The sequence below is a fragment of the Faecalibacterium sp. I3-3-89 genome (assembly GCF_023347275.1).
Classification (GTDB): Bacteria; Bacillota; Clostridia; order Oscillospirales; family Ruminococcaceae; genus Faecalibacterium; species Faecalibacterium butyricigenerans.
Window position 1 is genome coordinate 1,953,413 of record NZ_CP094468.1, and the last position, 16,001, is coordinate 1,969,413.

13 protein-coding genes are annotated in these 16,001 nt (G+C 64.3%); all 13 read right to left on the minus strand.

The features are described from left to right. Positions 1–726 (minus strand): MazG family protein, encoded by a 726-nt coding sequence (locus tag MTP38_RS09380; protein ID WP_249233402.1) that lies wholly within the window; start codon positions 724–726, stop codon positions 1–3. Positions 727–900: 174 nt separating this feature from the next. Continuing rightward, positions 901–1,350, minus strand: coding sequence for a zinc ribbon domain-containing protein (locus tag MTP38_RS09385; RefSeq protein ID WP_249233403.1), 450 nt, complete (start codon positions 1,348–1,350; stop codon positions 901–903). Positions 1,351–1,554: 204 nt separating this feature from the next. Then, positions 1,555–2,490, minus strand: a complete 936-nt coding sequence (locus MTP38_RS09390) for a uridine kinase family protein (RefSeq protein ID WP_249233404.1) — start codon at positions 2,488–2,490, stop codon at positions 1,555–1,557. Further along, the gene (gene hemZ / locus MTP38_RS09395) at positions 2,456–3,925 is read right to left on the minus strand and encodes a coproporphyrinogen dehydrogenase HemZ (RefSeq protein WP_249233405.1); all 1,470 of its coding nucleotides are present in this window, start codon (positions 3,923–3,925) and stop codon (positions 2,456–2,458) included. Before hemZ ends, MTP38_RS09390 begins: the two co-directional genes overlap by 35 nt. 16 nt (positions 3,926–3,941) lie before the next feature. After that, a complete protein-coding gene (locus tag MTP38_RS09400; protein WP_249233406.1) occupies positions 3,942–4,547 on the minus strand; it encodes an MBL fold metallo-hydrolase in 606 nt (201 codons plus the stop codon). A 3-nt stretch (positions 4,548–4,550) separates the two neighbouring features. Then, entirely contained in the window at positions 4,551–5,015 is a 465-nt protein-coding gene (dtd, locus tag MTP38_RS09405) for a D-aminoacyl-tRNA deacylase (RefSeq protein WP_227620233.1), read from the minus strand. Position 5,016: 1 nt separating this feature from the next. Then, the gene (locus MTP38_RS09410; protein WP_249233407.1) at positions 5,017–7,371 is read right to left on the minus strand and encodes a RelA/SpoT family protein; all 2,355 of its coding nucleotides are present in this window, start codon (positions 7,369–7,371) and stop codon (positions 5,017–5,019) included. A 2-nt stretch (positions 7,372–7,373) separates the two neighbouring features. Further along, a complete protein-coding gene (gene recJ / locus MTP38_RS09415; RefSeq protein WP_249233408.1) occupies positions 7,374–9,506 on the minus strand; it encodes a single-stranded-DNA-specific exonuclease RecJ in 2,133 nt (710 codons plus the stop codon). Continuing rightward, positions 9,503–10,843 carry a 5-bromo-4-chloroindolyl phosphate hydrolysis family protein gene (locus MTP38_RS09420; RefSeq protein ID WP_249233409.1) on the minus strand — a complete coding sequence of 447 codons (1,341 nt, stop codon included), beginning with the start codon at positions 10,841–10,843 and terminating at the stop codon, positions 9,503–9,505. The genes recJ and MTP38_RS09420 overlap by 4 nt, the downstream gene beginning before the upstream one ends. Positions 10,844–10,851: 8 nt before the next feature. Then, positions 10,852–12,447, minus strand: coding sequence for an NAD(P)/FAD-dependent oxidoreductase (locus MTP38_RS09425; protein ID WP_249233410.1), 1,596 nt, complete (start codon positions 12,445–12,447; stop codon positions 10,852–10,854). A 4-nt stretch (positions 12,448–12,451) separates the two neighbouring features. After that, positions 12,452–13,747 (minus strand): CdaR family protein, encoded by a 1,296-nt coding sequence (locus MTP38_RS09430; RefSeq protein WP_249233411.1) that lies wholly within the window; start codon positions 13,745–13,747, stop codon positions 12,452–12,454. Continuing rightward, positions 13,744–14,643 (minus strand): diadenylate cyclase CdaA, encoded by a 900-nt coding sequence (gene cdaA, locus MTP38_RS09435; protein WP_227620227.1) that lies wholly within the window; start codon positions 14,641–14,643, stop codon positions 13,744–13,746. Before cdaA ends, MTP38_RS09430 begins: the two co-directional genes overlap by 4 nt. Positions 14,644–14,660: 17 nt before the next feature. Continuing rightward, positions 14,661–15,824 carry a 2-C-methyl-D-erythritol 2,4-cyclodiphosphate synthase gene (gene ispF / locus MTP38_RS09440; RefSeq protein ID WP_249233412.1) on the minus strand — a complete coding sequence of 388 codons (1,164 nt, stop codon included), beginning with the start codon at positions 15,822–15,824 and terminating at the stop codon, positions 14,661–14,663. Positions 15,825–16,001 lie beyond the last annotated feature (177 nt).

Below are 16,001 nucleotides of genomic sequence, written 5' to 3' on the forward strand. Positions count from 1 at the left end.
CTATTCGAGCAGACGGTGTATCCGTCTGGTACCCGTTTCCGTTTCGTCTGCTTCCAGCCTCTGGGTGAACCGCTTGGCCGCGAAGGTCAGGGCCTCCTCAGCGTCCACACCGGCCAGCCGCATGGCGTCTGCAGCGGCAAGCAGCAGCTCACCGGCGCTCTCCTGCGTCTGTGCCTCGTCCCACCCGGCTTTGGCGCTGTCCAGCGCTCTGGCTGCCCCGGCGGCATCCTCCGGCCCGCAGCCGAACCGCGCGGCCCGCTTCTGGAGCTTCTGGGCGCGCATCAGGGCGGGCAGGGTCAGCGGCACGGTGTCCAGCTCGTCGGCCAGCGTGGTGCGGCCCTTTTCCTTATTCTTGAGCGCATCCCAGCCGTTTATACCAGCATTTTCCGCCGCCGAGGAAGCGAAGATGTTCGGGTGGCGGAAGACGAGCTTCTCGCACACCTCGCGGCAGACCTTCTCCATATCGAAGCGGCCCCGCTCCTCCTCGATGACGGTGTGGAACACCACCTGCATCAGGACGTCGCCCAGCTCTTCCTGCATCATGGCCGGGTCGTCGGCGTCGATGGCCTCCAGCGCCTCGCAGGTCTCCTCCAGAAAGTTTTTCCGGATGGAGGCATGAGTCTGCACCTTGTCCCACGGACAGCCGGTGTCCCTGTCCCGCAGGATGCGGATGATCTCCACGAGGTCCTCCGCCGTATAGTGTTCACGCGGCGTCCAGTCCTGCATGGCCGTCTCCTTTCTGCGTGCCGAAAGCATCTGCGAACAGATTCAAATTGTACCGCAGAATCCACCGGAATGCAAGGGCCGAAGCCTATTTTCCGGCTTTTTGCGGCAAAATTTTCATTTCATTCACAACAAAAGGCGGCATCCCCCCGGGGGACACCGCCCTGCGCAGGTCTGTTACAGCTGTGCGCCGCACTTGTTGCAGAACAGCGCATCGTCCGAGACGGGTGCGCCGCACTGAGGGCAGGTCTTGGCCTCGTCGGCCTCAGGCTTTTCCTCGGCAGACGCTGCGGGGGCATCCTCCGTCACGTCGGCGTCGGCCTCGTCCTTCTCCTCGAAGGTGGTCTCGATGATGACATCCGGCTCGAGAGAGGCTTTCAGGTCGGCAAGCTCCTGCTCGATGTTGGCGATCATCTCGATGTATTTGTCCACAAGGGGCTGGTTCTCCTCGTTGCCCTTGGCCAGACTATACACCAGAGCGCCCAGCTGGCGCTGCGCCTTGTACAGCTTGCCCTGTGCGTTCACGATCTTGGCCTGCGTCCGGCCCTTTTCGGCCAGATCCAGCGCGGCATTTTTGCCTTTCTCGGCATACTCGAGGCCCATTTCCTTGATCTTATTGAAGTCCATAAAAGACACCTCACTTGTCTGTGCCCGGGTGGGCAGCACTCCTCTGCGTTTTCTGCTCAGGCTGTCCCTGTGCCGCCGGAGATTATTTTCATTATAGCGCACTCCCCGGGGGAATGCAACGAATCCCACCCAAGTTTTACAGAATGGTGCGGATTTGGAAACAGTTTTTTCGCAATTTGCCCAGTTTCGGCGTTCTGACGTCCTTTAAAGCTCGCCTGCGTAGAACTCCCGCAGCATACTGCCGGCGGGCAGCAGATCCAGCTCCACCGGGGTGACGTGCTCGAAGCGGCGGGCCGTCTCGTCCCAAAGCTCGGCGTTGTGGCCTTCCAGCGTGAAGCGCTGGCAGACCTTCCGCAGCAGCTTGGCGATCAGGCCCAGCTCATAGGTGAAGGAGGTGTCCAGCAGGAAATCTGCCGTGGTCTTGAAACCCTTGATATACCGCGTCTCGCCGTCGAGGACCCGGTCCCACATGGCGAGGGTCTTGGCGGGGCTGCGACCCCGGGCGGCAGCATCCCGCAGGGTGCGGCGGCACAGGCGGATGTCCTGTGTGTTGATGACCCGGCGGCCGTCGATGCAGTATTCCTCCCGCAGACCGGCATAAATGCGGTAGACGTCGTCACCCTTTACGAGGCCCGTCAGCTCCGGGTTCAGGGCGTGGATGCCCTCCACGATGCAGACGCCGCCCTCGAGGTCCAGCGCCTCCGTCTCGGAGGAGCGGGACTCTGTGGCAAAGTCGTAGATTGGCAGCACGGTCTTGCCGGTGGTGCTCAGCTCGCTGAGGCACTGGCGGATGAGGGGCATATCCAGCGTGTCGGGGTTCTCGTAGTCCAGCGTGCCGTCGGGCAGGCGGGGGTAATACTGCGCCCCCTTGAAGAAATTGTCCAGACTGATGACGTGGGCGGGCGTGCCGGAGGCTTCCAGCGCCTCGGCCACCTTGTGCGCCGAGGTGGTCTTGCCGCTGGCCGACGGGCCGGTGAGCATGACGATCTTGGCGCGGGAATCCCTGATCTTCCGGGCGGCATACTCCACCCGCTGGCGGTAGCTCTGCTCGCTCATCTGCGCCAGCGCCGCCGGATTCTGGGCTGCAACATTATACAGGTCGATCTCAACCAGACGTTTCGGTACCCAAATCGTGATCATAAAAATCAGCCACTCCTTTTTTCCGCTCCAGCACCTCATCGAAGCGCTGGATGTATTCCGTCGGATACTTGAAATTAAAGATGCGCTGCATCCGCCTGCCGCCGTCGGCCACCAGCTTAGTGCTGCCGCCTGCGCCAGCCGAGAGGATGGTCTGGACCTCTTCCATGATATAGATATTATAATACCCCTCGTGGCCCGGCTTGCACCAGCCCACATTTTCCAGATTCTGAAGGGTGTTTTTCTGACGATAGAGGTAGTAGGGACGGTAGCCTGCCTCGGCCAGCAGATGACACTTTTCCAGCATGGCGGCAACGTCCGCGTAGTCGTTCTCCTTCTGGTCCTCGATGACGATGCGGGAGGCCCGCTTGAGGGTCAGGGTGTGGACGGTGATGTTCTCGGGGTTAAGGGCGATGGCCTGACGCAGGCTTTTTTCGAAGCCCTCCACCGTGTCGCCGGGCAGACCCGCGATGAGGTCCATGTTGATGTCGTCATGGCCTGCGGCCCGGGCCTCGGCGTAGCAGTCGAGGATGTCCTGCGCCGAATGCTTCCGGCCGATGTTCGCCAGCACCTCGTCGGAGAAGGTCTGGGGGTTGATAGAGATGCGGGTCGCGCCGTACTCCTTGATGACCGCCAGCTTTTCGGCGTCAGTGCAGTCGGGGCGTCCGGCCTCCACCGTATACTCCACGAGAGCGGAAAGGTCGAAGCAGTCCCGCACTGTTCCCATGAGCTGGCGCAGCTGCGCCGCCGAGAGGCTGGTGGGGGTGCCGCCGCCGATGTAGATGCTGCACAGCTTCAGCCCGGCCTTGTCTGCCTCCTCCCGGATGGCCTCGACCTCACGGCAGAGGCAGTCCACATAGGGCTGCACCAGCTTGCGGTCCCGGTCGAGGTTGCAGCTGACGAAGCTGCAGTAGCTGCACCGGGAGGGACAGAACGGAATGCCGATGTAGAGGCTGTAGGTCTTGGGGGCGCTGCCCGCTTTTAAAATCGGCTCCTGTAGGTCGGCAATGGCCTTGGCCATCCCGTACTTTTCGGGCGAGCAGTCGAACCGCTTGAGGAAAAAGTCGTCGATCTGCTCCTCCGTCCAGCCTGCGGCCCGCTTGTCGTGGACGAGGCGCACCGGCCGCACGCCGGTCATCTTGCCCCAAGGGGGGCGGATGCCCGTCCAGCGGCGCAGCAGGTCATAGGTCAGGCTGGCCAGCGCGAACTCCGGCGTCTCGCCGCCCTCCTCTGCCGGGGCGGGCAGCGGTGCTTCGGCGGTCTGGCTCTTTCCGCCCTGCCGTACCATGGCCCAGAGGCTGTCGGGCCGCTTCTCAGCCCAGACGCAGTCTGTGCCCTCCTCGGGCGGGGTGAGGGTGAGCGGGGCCATCGGGTAGAACAGGCGGACGAGGTGCTCCACCTCGTAGCCCGAGCTGAGGCCCGTGATATAGATATTCATGTGTGTTCCCGCCTTTTTATGCGTTTCTCAGTGCATTTCGGATATAGAAGTTGGTGGCGACCTCCTGCCCGAAGGTGGAGAAATCGCCGTGGCCGGGCAGGATCTGCGCCTCGGGCGGGACGGGCAGGGCTGCGAACTTGCGCAGGCTCTCGTCCATCTTCCGGCTGTCGCCGCCCTCGAGGTCTGTGCGGCCGATGCTGCCCTGAAACACGGTGTCGCCCACGAAGAAATAGTTCTCGCAGAGCAGCACCACGCTGCCCTCGGTGTGGCCGGGGGTGTGCCAGACGGTGAAGCGCAGCTCGTCCAGTGTGAGGACTCCGCCCTCCGCGTAGCCGCTGTCCGACTCCCTGAGGGGCAGCAGCTGGGTACCCTGACAGTCGGCGGCCTCGCAGTAGAGCTTTGCACCCCACTCGCGGCTGAGGACCCCCGCGCTGCCCACATGGTCATAGTGGCCATGGGTGCAGAGGATGAGGGCCAGCTTTCCGCCCTGCTCTTTCAGGATCTTGTCGTACTCCTGCACCTCTACGGCGGGGTCGATGACAACTGCATGGCCCGCGTCCGAGATGAGCAGGAAGCTGTTGGTGTAAAACGGCGCGGGGCCGACCAGATGAAATGCCTTCATGGTTTACTTCTCTCCTTTGTGCCACTCGTCGGTGTCGATGACGATGGTGCAGGGACCCTCGTTGACCAGCGACACCTGCATGTCTGCGCCGAACTCGCCGTGCTGGACGCTCTTGAGGCCCTGCCTGTTCATCTCGGCGAGGAACAGCTCGTAGGCGTCCACGGCGAGAGGCGGCTTTGCCGCCTTGATGAAGCTGGGGCGGAAGCCTTTTTTGGTGTCGCCGTAAAGGGTGAACTGGCTCACCACCAGCGCCGAGTAGCCGAGGTCCTTCGCACTGAGGTTCAGCTTGTCGTTTTCGTCCTTGAAGATGCGAAGGCCCGCACATTTTTCGGCCAGCTTGGGCACGATGTCGAGGGTGTCGGTGTCCTTGACGCCCAGCAGGATGACGAGGCCGGGGCCGATGGGGCGCGGCTCGCCGCCGTTGACCCGGACGCTGGCCGAGGATACGGCCTGAATGACTGCACGCATATTAGCTCCTTGTTACCTTGAGCACATCCCGCACCTTGGACAGGCGGGCCACCACGCGGTTGAGGTGCTCGGTGTTGTTGATGCCGATGGTCAGGCTGATGATGGCGCAGTTGTTTTCCACCTGACGGGCGTTCATGGCGTAGATGGGGACGCGGATGTCTGCCAGTGCGGCCAGCACATCGGACAGCAGCTCGTTGCGGTTGAGCGCAATGATCTCGAGGCCCGCCTTGTAACTGTCCCGGACGCTGTCGGCCCAGTAGGCCTTGACCCAGCGGGGGGCGTTGGAGGGGTCCTTCATGCTGGCCACCGCGTTGGCACAGCTCTGCTTGTGGATGGAGACGCCGAATCCCCGGGTGATGAAGCCCACGATGGGGTCACCGGGCAGGGGCGAGCAGCACTTGGCGAACTTGATGGGGGTGTTGTCGAAGCCCTCCACCACCACGCCGTCGGTGGCGTGGACGCGGCTCAGGTCCACCTTCGGCAGATCTTCGATTGTCTTGTTCTCGGCGGCTTCGGCGGCCTTGAGCTTCTGCCACTCCTCTTTCAGCTTGGGCAGGCAGTTGGCGATGGTCATGCCGCCGTAGCCGATGGCGGCATAGATCTCCTCTGCGCTGTTCTGGCGCAGGCGGCGGCTGCAGCTGCCCACGAACTCGTCCAGCTGGTCGTCGGGGATGAAGATCATCTCTCGGCGCAGCTCCTTGGCCAGCGCGTCGCGGCCCTGCTGGATGTTCTCCTCCCGGCGCATCTTCTTGAACCAGTTGCGGATCTTGCTCTTGGCCTCGCTGGTGCGCACGATCTTGAGCCAATCGCGGCTGGGGCCTTTGTCCGCCGGGCCGAGGATGACCTCGATGATCTCGCCCGTCGCCACGACATGGTCGATGGGGACGATGCGGTTGTTGACCTTGCAGCCCACCATCCGGTTGCCGACGGCAGAGTGGATGGCATAGGCGAAGTCGATGCAGTTGGCACCGGCAGGCAGGTTGATGACGTCGCCCTTCGGGGTAAAGGCAAAGACCTCCTCCGGCAGCAGGTCACTCTTCAGGTCGTGGAGCAGGTTGCCGGAATCCTCGCTGACGCGCTGATTTTCCAGCAGCTGGCTCACCCATGCCAGACGCTCGTCCAGCTTATCGTGGCCGTCGAGGCCCTCCTTGTACTTCCAGTGGGCGGCGACGCCGTACTCGGCCTGCTCATCCATCTTCCGGGTGCGGATCTGCACCTCAAAGGGGATACCCTCGTGTCCGATGACCGTGGTGTGGAGGCTCTGGTAGCCGTTGGGCTTGGGGGTAGAGATATAGTCCTTGAAGCGGTTGGGCAGGGGGTGGTACATATCATGGATGAGGCCCAGCGTGCTGTAGCACTCGGCCAGCGTATCCAGAATGATGCGCACCGCATAGATGTCATAAATTTCGTCGAAGGACTTGTTCTGCATGATGGTCTTGCGGTAGATGCCGTAGATGCTCTTGACTCTCCGCTTGATGGTGGCGCCCTCGATGCCGCTCTCCTCGAGGCGGTTCTTGATGACGCCCGACACGCTGGCGAGGAACTCGTCCCCGGCGCGCTCGCTGAGCATCTTGTTGATCTCCCCGTAGCCTACAGGGTCGAGGTAGTGGAGGCTGCGGTCTTCCAGCTCCTCCTTGACGTTCAGGATGCCCAGCCGGTTGGCAATGGGGGCATAGACCTCCATGGTCTCCCGGGCCTTGTCGCGGCGCTTCTGCTCCGGCCATGCATCGCCGGTGCGCATATTGTGGAGACGGTCGCAGAGCTTAATGATCATGACGCGGACGTCCCGGCTCATGGCCAGCAGCATCTTGCGCAGGTTCTCGGCCTGCAGCTCCTCGATGTTCGAGAACTGGATCTTCGTCAGCTTGGTGACGCCGTCCACCAGCAGGGCCACTTCCTCGCCGAAGGCGGCGGTCAGGTCGGCCAGTGTGGTGGGGGTATCCTCCACCACGTCGTGCAGCAGGGCGGCGGCGATGCTCTCGGTGTCCATGCCGAGGTCCAGCACGAGGCGGGCCACGGCCAGCGGGTGGCAGATATAGGGCTCACCGCTGCGGCGGCAGACGCCCTTGTGGGCGTCGTTGGCCATATTGTAGGCTTTTTCGATCATGGCCATGTTGTAGGCCTTGCCGCTGGCCTTGATGGCCTCCACCAGCTTGTCCCACGTCACGATCTCGGGCCGCACCTCCGAGGGCAGCGTCCCCTCAGGGGCGTTGGCCGGCAGGGCCGTGGCGGCCACGGTCGCCATCTCCGTCACCGGCATGGGCTGGTGGAGATGGGTCTTTGCAGAGTAGCTGTCCTCTCCCGCCGCAGCCGACGCTGCGGGCACAGGGGCGGTGATTTTCTTTCCCTCAGGCATCTTTATCGATCCTCCAGACATTTCAGGATGGGCGCATCGGCGAGGTTCTTCTTGCCGGTGGCTGGCACAAGCTCCCAGAACTTGGCCCCGCCCCGGTCGGCCGCTGTGATGAGGCCGACCTGTTCCAGCGCGGCGACCGCCACCAGCGTCTTTCCGGTGTTCTCCTCGCCAAGCTTTGCGAACAGGGGCTGCAGATCTTCGGCGTGCCAGCGCCGCGCCTGCAGCTCCCGGTAAACGGTGATGATATGGCTGCGCGCCGGGGCGACAGCCTCCTTCTGCTCTGGAGTCAGGGGCGCGCCCCGGCGCAGCGCCTGCACCAGAGCTGCCTGCTCCGCCGCAATGTTGCCGAGGCCCGCCGGGTGCAGCTCCAGAATACGGCCCGACAGCTGCGGCCCCCGGGCCGAATCGTAGACCGACAGGCTCACTGCCGCATCCACGACGTCGCCGGCGGCATAGGGCACCTGCTCGGGATGCATCCCGAACCAGACCGCATAGAGGCTGGCGTTCCCCTGCCGCAGCCGCAGGCGGGAGTGCTTGCCCTCCGAGACCGCATACACCCCTTCCACGACAGCCTTTTCCAGCACGAAGACCGGGCTGGGGTTGTCGGCACCGTAGGGGGCCAGCTGGTCGAGGCGGCGGACGCTCTCCACCGTAAGGCGGTCGAGGTGGACGGACAGGTCACATTCCAGCGGCGGTGTGCGCAGCACGGGGCACTCCCGTGCCGCCCAGTCGTTGAGCCGCTGACGGAGGGTGGGCAGGTCTTCCTCCCGCACCGAGAGGCCCGCCGCCATGGCGTGGCCGCCGAAGCGGAGCAGGATGTCGGCGCAGGAGGCGATGCACTCGTGCAGGTTGAAGCCCTGCACGCTGCGGCCGCTGCCCTTGCCCTCGCCGTGCTCATCCACCGACACCACGATGACCGGGCGTCCCGTCTTTTCCACAAGGCGGGAGGCCACGATGCCGATGACGCCGGGGTGCCAGTCCCTGCCCCAGAGCAGGATGACCCGGTCCTCGAGGCGCTCCGGCTCGGCATCCAGCAGCTCCTGCGCGGCCCGGACGATCTCCATCTCGGTCTCCTGCCGCTGGCTGTTGATGTCGGTCAGCTTATGGGCCAGCTCCTCGGCCCGGTCTTCGTCCTCACAGAGCACCAGCTGCAGGGCTGTGACGGCGCTGTCCATCCGGCCCGCCGCGTTGATGCGGGGAGCGATGGCATAGCTGACGTTCTCCGCCGTCACCGGCCTGCCCGCAAGCCCCACCTCTTCCAGCAGGGCGCAGAAGCCGGGCCGGTCGGTGTTCTGGAGCTGGCGCAGACCGGCTTTGACGATGGTGCGGTTCTCGCCGGTCAGGGGCATAACGTCGGCCACCGTGCCCACAGCGGCGAGGTCGCCGCAGTATTCCAGCATCTCTTCCGGCGGGCATCCGTCCAGCGCAGCGCAGAGCTTGAAGGCCACGCCCGCGCCGCACAGGCCCTTGAAGGGGCTGTGGTCGTCTGCCCGGCGGGGATCTACGATGGCCACCGCCTGCGGCAGGCTCTCGTGGGGCAGATGGTGGTCAGTGATGATGAGGTCGATGCCGAGACTGGCCGCAAAGGCGGCTTCCTCCACCGCCGAGATGCCGTTGTCCACCGTGACGATGAGGCGGCACCCCTTATCATAGATGGACTGGATGGCGTTCTTCGACAGGCCGTAGCCGTCGCCCTCCCGGCTGGGCAGCATACACTTGGCGCTGGCCCCCATCCCTTTGAGGTGCTGATAGAGCAGGGCGGTGGCGGTCACGCCGTCCACATCGTAGTCGCCGAAGACCACGATGGTCTCGCCCTCGTCGATGGCCCGCAGGATGCGCGCGCAGGCCTTGTCCATGTCGGTCAGGAGCATGGGGTCGCTCAGCTCCTCCTCGCCCGCCAGCAGTGTCAGCGCCTCGGCGGGGTCGGTGATGCCCCGGGCAGCGAGGATGCCGGCCAGCAGACCGGCCTCCTTCTGCTGGGCCGCAAAGACCGAGCGGTATTTCTCCTCGCTCCACGGCCCATCGTCCATGCTCTGGTTTTCCAGCTCTTCGGTGTTCTGCTGGGCGATGGCGGCGGTCAGCTCCTTCAGGGCCGCACGGTCAACTTCTTTGGTGTTCCAAGCCCGGTAGGTCATCGCATTTCCTCCCCGGCCAGACCATCGTTGGCCAGCATCCCCTGCAGCGCAGCGATCTCGCTGGAAACGTCCAGCGCCATGTCCGACAAAAGCTTATCGTAAAGGTTGTCGTAGGCCTGATTCAGGGTATGCAGGATGCCCGCGATGTCCCTGCGGATGGCCTCGGCGTTCTCGCCCTGCTGGCCCTGCACGTCGTTGTAGGTGTGCAGGAGCTTGAGGGTAGTGGGGATATAGTATTCCGCAAAGCGGCGGGCCTTGGGCAGGCTCTCGGGGTGGGCTTCCAGCCACGCACCGATGGACTCGGTGGTCTTCTGCATATGCTGCAGCTCCTCCACCGCCCGCTCATCCTCCATGAGAGAGGTCTCCTTCTCGAGCACCTGCGCAAAGCGGCGGGTCGTCTCAAGGTTCAGGGGGACATCCTCGGCCTGTTCCGGCGCTTTTTCCGGTTCAGGCTCCGGCTGATTTTCCTGCGCAGTGCGGTAGTCCTCCGCCGTCAGGTAGAGCTTGTCGTTCTTCTCGTCCATCCAAGCGCTGAGCCATCCTTTATGGATGAACTTCCGCAGCAGCCGGAGGGCCTTGGCCTTCTTCTTATGGGTCAGCTCGGCCAGCATCGAGAGGGAGAGGCCCTTGTGCCAGTCGAAGCCCTCGGCAGTGTCGGCATACAGCTCCAGCGTCTTCGCGGCCTTCATCCGGGAAGCGCCCGCCGCCGTGAGCCAGCCGAACACGGCCGTCACCGCCGCCGAGCACCATCCGGTGGCCCGGGTGGCGCTCATGGCAAACTCGCCGATGGCACCGAGGACCGTCATATCAGCCGCCCCCGCCGCGCTGCCGGAGGTGAACATCCCCGCCGTGCCGAAGCAGGCGATGGCCGTAATGCCGAAGAGGACGGCGAAAGTGATGCCGGTCGCCAGCATGGCGACGCCTGCGTTGTGGCGCTTTTTTGCGCTGGTGCGGAGATTGTCGATGGGGGTCGGCACCGGCTTCTTTGCGAAAAAGCTCCGCGCCCAGCCCGGCATCCCGCCGGCGTTCTCCCCGCTCGGGGCTGCGTTCCGGGCCTCCTCAGCCCGCTTCTGATACTGCTGCTTCCCAGCCTGAAACGCCCGGCCTGCCTCCGAGATGCCGTAGCTTGCGGCATTCGCAGCGGCGCGGCCCACGTCCCATGCACGGTCGCCGAGTTCCTTCCCCCGGCCCTCAAAGCCGTGGCGGAAGGCGTCGGACATGGTATCGCCCAGCTCCCGAAGCTGGCGTTCCAGCTCCTGCTGCACCTGACGGCCCTCGCTGTCCTGTGCCCTGCTCTGGCCGGAACGATTCTGGAAATCGTTTTCACGATCAGTCATTCAACTTCTCACCCTTCTGCCGGACTGTACCGGCTGATGATGGCGCGGGCCACCCGCAGGCCATCGACGGCGGCGCTCATGATGCCGCCCGCATATCCTGCGCCCTCGCCGCAGGGGTAAAGCCCCGCCAGCTGGGCACATTCAAAGTCTTCTTCCCGCTTCAGCCGCACCGGGCTGCTGGTGCGGGTCTCAAGACCTGTCAGGATGGCCTCGGGGGCGGTATAGCCTGCGATCTTCCGCTCGTAGGCGCGCAGTCCCGCCCGCAGCGTGTCAGCCAGCTCCGTCGGCAGCAGTGCGCCGAGGTCGGCGGCCCGGACGCCGCGGTCATATGTGGGCTGGACGCGGCCGATGCTCAGCTGCCCCCTGCCCTCCAAAAAGCTCTGGATGTTCTCCGCCGGGGCGGCATACTCGCCCGCGCTGCGGCCTGCCGCGTAGGCCTTCGCTTCCAGCTCTCGCTGGAAGGCGATAGCCCTGCGGGGGTCGCCGCCGAAGTCCTCGCCGCCCACGCTGACCACCACCGCCGCATTGGCGTTTTTGCCGCTGCGGGCGTGGTAGCTCATGCCGTTGGTCACGACGCGGCCCGTTTCGCTGGCCGAAGCCACCACCTGACCGCCGGGACACATACAGAAAGTATAGACGCACCGTTTTTCAACGTGCTGCGAAAGCTGATATTCGCCCCGCGGCAGGGCCGGGTGGCCTGCTGCCTCGTGGTAAAGGCTCTTTTCGATCTCCGATTGGAGATGCTCGGCCCGGAAGCCGACGCTGAAGGGCTTGCATTCCAGCACGAGGCCGCTGTCCATCAGCATCCCGAAGGTATCGCGGGCCGAGTGGCCCACCGCAAAGACCAGTGCCTCACAGGGGAAGGCACCGCCCGTGGTCCGGATGCCGACGAGGCGGCCGTCCCGGCGCTCGAAGCCGGTGAGGGCCGTGTTGAAGTGGACCTCGCCCCCCAGCGCCTCGATCTCCCTGCGGATGGAGGTGATGACGCCCCGGAGCAGGTCGGTGCCTACATGGGGCTTCTGCTGCCATGCGATCTCCCTGGGGGCGCCGTGCTCGAGGAACACCTCGGTCACGAAGCCGCACAGCTCGTCGCCGATGCGGGTGGTGAGCTTACCGTCCGAAAAGGTGCCTGCGCCGCCCTCGCCAAACTGGATGTTGGCGTTCTCGTCCAGCTCACCGGTGGCAGAGAAATGCTCCACAGCCTTGACGCGCTCTTCCAGCGCCGGGCCGCGCTCCAGCACGATGGGCCGGTAGCCCTGACGGGCCAGCAGCAGCGCTGCAAAAAGTCCGGCCGGGCCGAGGCCGCAGACCACGGGCCGGTGGGCCAGCGGCTGGGTGCCGTTCTCCACCGAAAAGTCGGTCCTGCCCCGGACGGTGACGCTGGGCGAAGCGCCTGCATAGGCAGGCTCCTCTCCTTCCTCCTTCAGGGACACCGCCACGGTGTAGACCAGCTTGGGCTGGCCGTGGCGGGCGTCCACCGAGAGTTTGGCGATGCCCAGATGGCTCACCCTGCTGCGGGGGATCCGGGCGAGGTGGAGGGCTTTTTCATAGGCCTGCTGCTCCCCGGCGGAGAGGGGCAGGCGAATATCACGAATCAGGATCATATACTCAGTTACTTTCTATCTTGCACTGCACCACATAGCTGCCCAGCGCAAAGATCTTATCGTTGGAGGGCACATAGAGGCGGCAGGCGATGTTCTGCTGGCCGATGGCAACGTAGAAGTCGTCGGCGTCGATCTCGATGACCACCTGCTCCGGGGTCAGGGCCTCCAGCGAACCGGCCGGGCCGCAGAGGGTGACGTTCATCAGCCGCTCGGTCCCCACGGTCAGGGTGTAGGTAGAGGGCAGGTTTACGACCTGCACACAGCTGGCGGGCAGGTTCATGGTCTTGGTCTCCAGACGGGAGCTGTCGAAGCTGACCGTGATGGTGGAGATATTGTCCAGCAGGCGGATGCCGCTGGGCAGCTCGATGGGCATCTCATACACCTTATCCAGCGCAAAGGTGGAAAGGTCGATGGTGCCCACCGACAGGGTGGACAGCTTATCGATCTGCGACTCCGGCCCGGCCACGTTGAGGGTCTTCTTGCTCAGGGAGTAGACCAGCACCGAGGGGTCGAAGTCCCGGGGGGCGTTGATGAAGCTCACCTTCACCGGCAATGTCGCCAGCTTGTACACCTGCAGCGTGACCTCGACGCTGTCCGCCTCGAGGGTAGTATACTCAAATTTCACCTCGCTGCCGCTGCGGGTGTAGAACCGCAGGTCGGTGTCCAGCGTGACAGGACTGGTCAGCTCGCCGTTGTGGGTCACTTCGGCGGTGCAGGTCTCCACCTTGCTCAGCTCGGTGCTGGGGCCGGAGAGGGTCACGGTCTCCTTGGAGACCTCGGTGCCGTAGAGGATATAGCCGTCGGCGATCTTCAGATAGTTCGTCGTTACCTGAATGGGCAGGGTCTTCTCCTCCACCACATCGAACACCACGTCCACCGTGTTGCTGCCGTCGATGGAGACGGCCACACCGGTAAGCAGGGTGCTCTGGCTGCGGACCTGAAGGCGGAGGGTCTTTTCGCCGCTGTCGCGGACGCTGGACCAGTCGGGATAAACGACGAAGTCGTTGGCCGACAGGCTGCCGATGGTGTAGCCGTCGCCGGAAAGTTTTAAGTTGACCGTTTTTTCCTCTGCATCGACGATGCTCAGGCCGCGGGAGGTGTAGGCGGACGAATCGTAGGTAAAGTCCACCGGGACATTATAGATGGTGGTCGTCGTGCCGGGCTGCACCACGATGGTGACAGCCATCCACGCGATGACTGCGCCCAGCAGCGACAGCAGCAGCCGGACACGGCGGTCGCTCAGCAGGCTGCGCTTGGGGGGCACGGCAGGCTTCATGCCGTTGTTCTGCTCGGTGCTCATTGCTGCTCTTCCTCCTCTTTGGCGTTCACCCAGTTCAGCAGGCGCTTGCCCCGGGCCTTCCAGCCCTCGGCGGCGCTCTTCTCGCTGGCCGTCTCCTTGGGGATCATCTCATCCACCAGACGGGTGTAGAGGGTCTGGCGGTCGAAGTGGCGGATGAGGACGCCGTTCTTCGCCATCGAGATGATGCCGGTCTCCTCGCTGACCACGATGGCGATGGCGTCGGAATTCTCGGCGATGCCGAGGCAGGCGCGGTGGCGGGTGCCCATGTCCTTGCCGAGGTCGAGGTTGTTGGAAAGGGGCAGCACGCAGCCTGCGGCTTTGATGCGGCCATCTTCGATGATGGCCGCTCCATCGTGGAGGGGGGTGCCCTCGTAGAAGATGGTGCCCAGTACCTCAAGGTTGACCGCACTGTTCACGGGCGTGCCGGTGCGGACGATCTCCGAGAGGTTGGTATTCCGTTCCAGCACGATGAGGGCGCCGGTCTTGGTCTCCGAAAAGCGCTCGGCGGCATCGCAGATGGCGATGATGGCGCTGCGCCACGCGCCCTTGAGGCTGGTGTCGTTGTAGCGGCTCTTGTTGAAAAAGCGGTAGGCCCACTGGTCGGTCTGGCCCATCCGTTCCAGCGCACGCCGTATCTCAGGCTGGAACAGCACCACCAGCGTCAGCAGACCGACCTGCAGCAGCGAGTTCAGCAGCCAAGTAACGGTGCGCATATTCAGGATGTTGGCCACCAGATAGACCGCCAGCACGATGAGCGCGCCCTTGGCCAGCTGACCGGCCCGGGTGCGGTTGACGATGCCCAGAAGCTGGTAGATGAGGAACGCGATGATGAGGATGTCCAGCAGGTCTACCAGCTTGAAGGTCTGAAAGTTTGCTACGATAGAGTTCAGAGTCATGGGTCACACTCTCCCGTTCACACAGCTTCGATGAGGGCGACGGCGTGGGCTGCGATGCCCAGCCCCTCGCCGGTAAAGCCCAGATGCTCTTCGGTGGTCGCCTTAACGCTCACAGCCTCCACCGGCAGCCCGAAGGCGGCGGCGAGCTTTTCCCGCATGACCGGAATGTAGGGGGCCAGCTTGGGGCGCTGGCAGAGGATGGTGGCGTCGATGTTCTCGATGCGCCAGCCCTGTGCGGCGACGATCTCCGCCACCCGGCGGGCCAGCACGAGGCTGTCCGCCCCGGCGTACTCCTCCGCCGTATCGGGGAAGTGCTGGCCGATGTCGCCCAGCGCTGCCGCGCCCAGCACGGCATCCATCACCGCATGGGCCAGCACATCGGCGTCCGAGTGGCCCAGCAGGCCCTTCTCATAGGGCACCTCCACGCCGCCAAGGATGAGCTTGCGGCCCTCCACCAGACGATGGACGTCGTAACCATGACCAATGCGCATCTTCTTTCCTCCGTTCTTCGCCCGGGGCAGGTCTTCCCGGGTCGTGATCTTGATGTTTGCGTAGTCGCCCTGCACCAGCTCCACCGGACGGCCCGTTAACTCGAACAGGCTGCAATCGTCGGTGACGAGGCGGGCGCGGGCCTCGTCCAGCTCGTCCAGCGCCGCCAGATAGGCTGCGCGGTCGAAGCACTGGGGCGTCTGCACCGCATAAAGGGTGCTGCGGTCGGGGGTATCCTCCACCATGCAGCCGGCGGGCACCGTCTTGCCGCTGCCGCCCTTTGCCTGCTTGATGGTGTCCTTCACCGGCACTGCCGGGGCGGCAGCCCCGCAGCGGGCAGCCGCCTTCAGCACGGCGGCGATGACCTCCCCGCTCACGAAGGGCCGGGCCGCATCGTGGACGGCCACCAGCGCCCCGTGGGCAGCGGCTACGCCGTTCCGGGCGCTTTCGGCCCGGGTCGCACCGCCCCGCACCAGCTGCACCGGCTTTTTGCACCGGGCTGCGGCCCGCTCTGCGTTCTCGCCCGACGCGCCAGTCACCAGAACCAGCTCGTCCACCTCCGGGCACTCGTCGAAAGCCCGGACGCTCCGCTCCAGCACGGTCTCGCCGCCCAGATCAAAGCTCAGTTTATCAAATCCCATCCGGGTGGAGGAGCCTGCCGCCACCAGAACAGCCGTCACACGATAGTCCAATTTCTTACACCTGCCCCATTTTCTTCCTGCCCCGTGCCACACTGCCCGGAGCTTATTATGACTCATTGAATATTATAGCGTATCAGGCCCTAAACTGCAACCGCCCACACCCATCAAAAATGCCCCCGTGCAGCACTTTTGGCGCTGAACGGGGGCATAAATTTCTGATGGGATTTC

Coding starts and splice junctions, on each gene's coding strand:
- dtd (WP_227620233.1), bottom strand. CDS start 5,015: ATGCGTGCAGTCATTCAGGCCGTATCCTCGGCCAGCGTCCGGGTCAAC.
- MTP38_RS09430 (WP_249233411.1), bottom strand. CDS start 13,747: ATGAGCACCGAGCAGAACAACGGCATGAAGCCTGCCGTGCCCCCCAAG.
- MTP38_RS09425 (WP_249233410.1), bottom strand. CDS start 12,447: ATGATCCTGATTCGTGATATTCGCCTGCCCCTCTCCGCCGGGGAGCAG.
- hemZ (WP_249233405.1), bottom strand. CDS start 3,925: ATGAATATCTATATCACGGGCCTCAGCTCGGGCTACGAGGTGGAGCAC.
- MTP38_RS09400 (WP_249233406.1), bottom strand. CDS start 4,547: ATGAAGGCATTTCATCTGGTCGGCCCCGCGCCGTTTTACACCAACAGC.
- recJ (WP_249233408.1), bottom strand. CDS start 9,506: ATGACCTACCGGGCTTGGAACACCAAAGAAGTTGACCGTGCGGCCCTG.
- MTP38_RS09420 (WP_249233409.1), bottom strand. CDS start 10,843: ATGACTGATCGTGAAAACGATTTCCAGAATCGTTCCGGCCAGAGCAGG.
- cdaA (WP_227620227.1), bottom strand. CDS start 14,643: ATGACTCTGAACTCTATCGTAGCAAACTTTCAGACCTTCAAGCTGGTA.
- MTP38_RS09385 (WP_249233403.1), bottom strand. CDS start 1,350: ATGGACTTCAATAAGATCAAGGAAATGGGCCTCGAGTATGCCGAGAAA.
- MTP38_RS09410 (WP_249233407.1), bottom strand. CDS start 7,371: ATGCCTGAGGGAAAGAAAATCACCGCCCCTGTGCCCGCAGCGTCGGCT.
- MTP38_RS09380 (WP_249233402.1), bottom strand. CDS start 726: ATGCAGGACTGGACGCCGCGTGAACACTATACGGCGGAGGACCTCGTG.
- MTP38_RS09390 (WP_249233404.1), bottom strand. CDS start 2,490: ATGATCACGATTTGGGTACCGAAACGTCTGGTTGAGATCGACCTGTAT.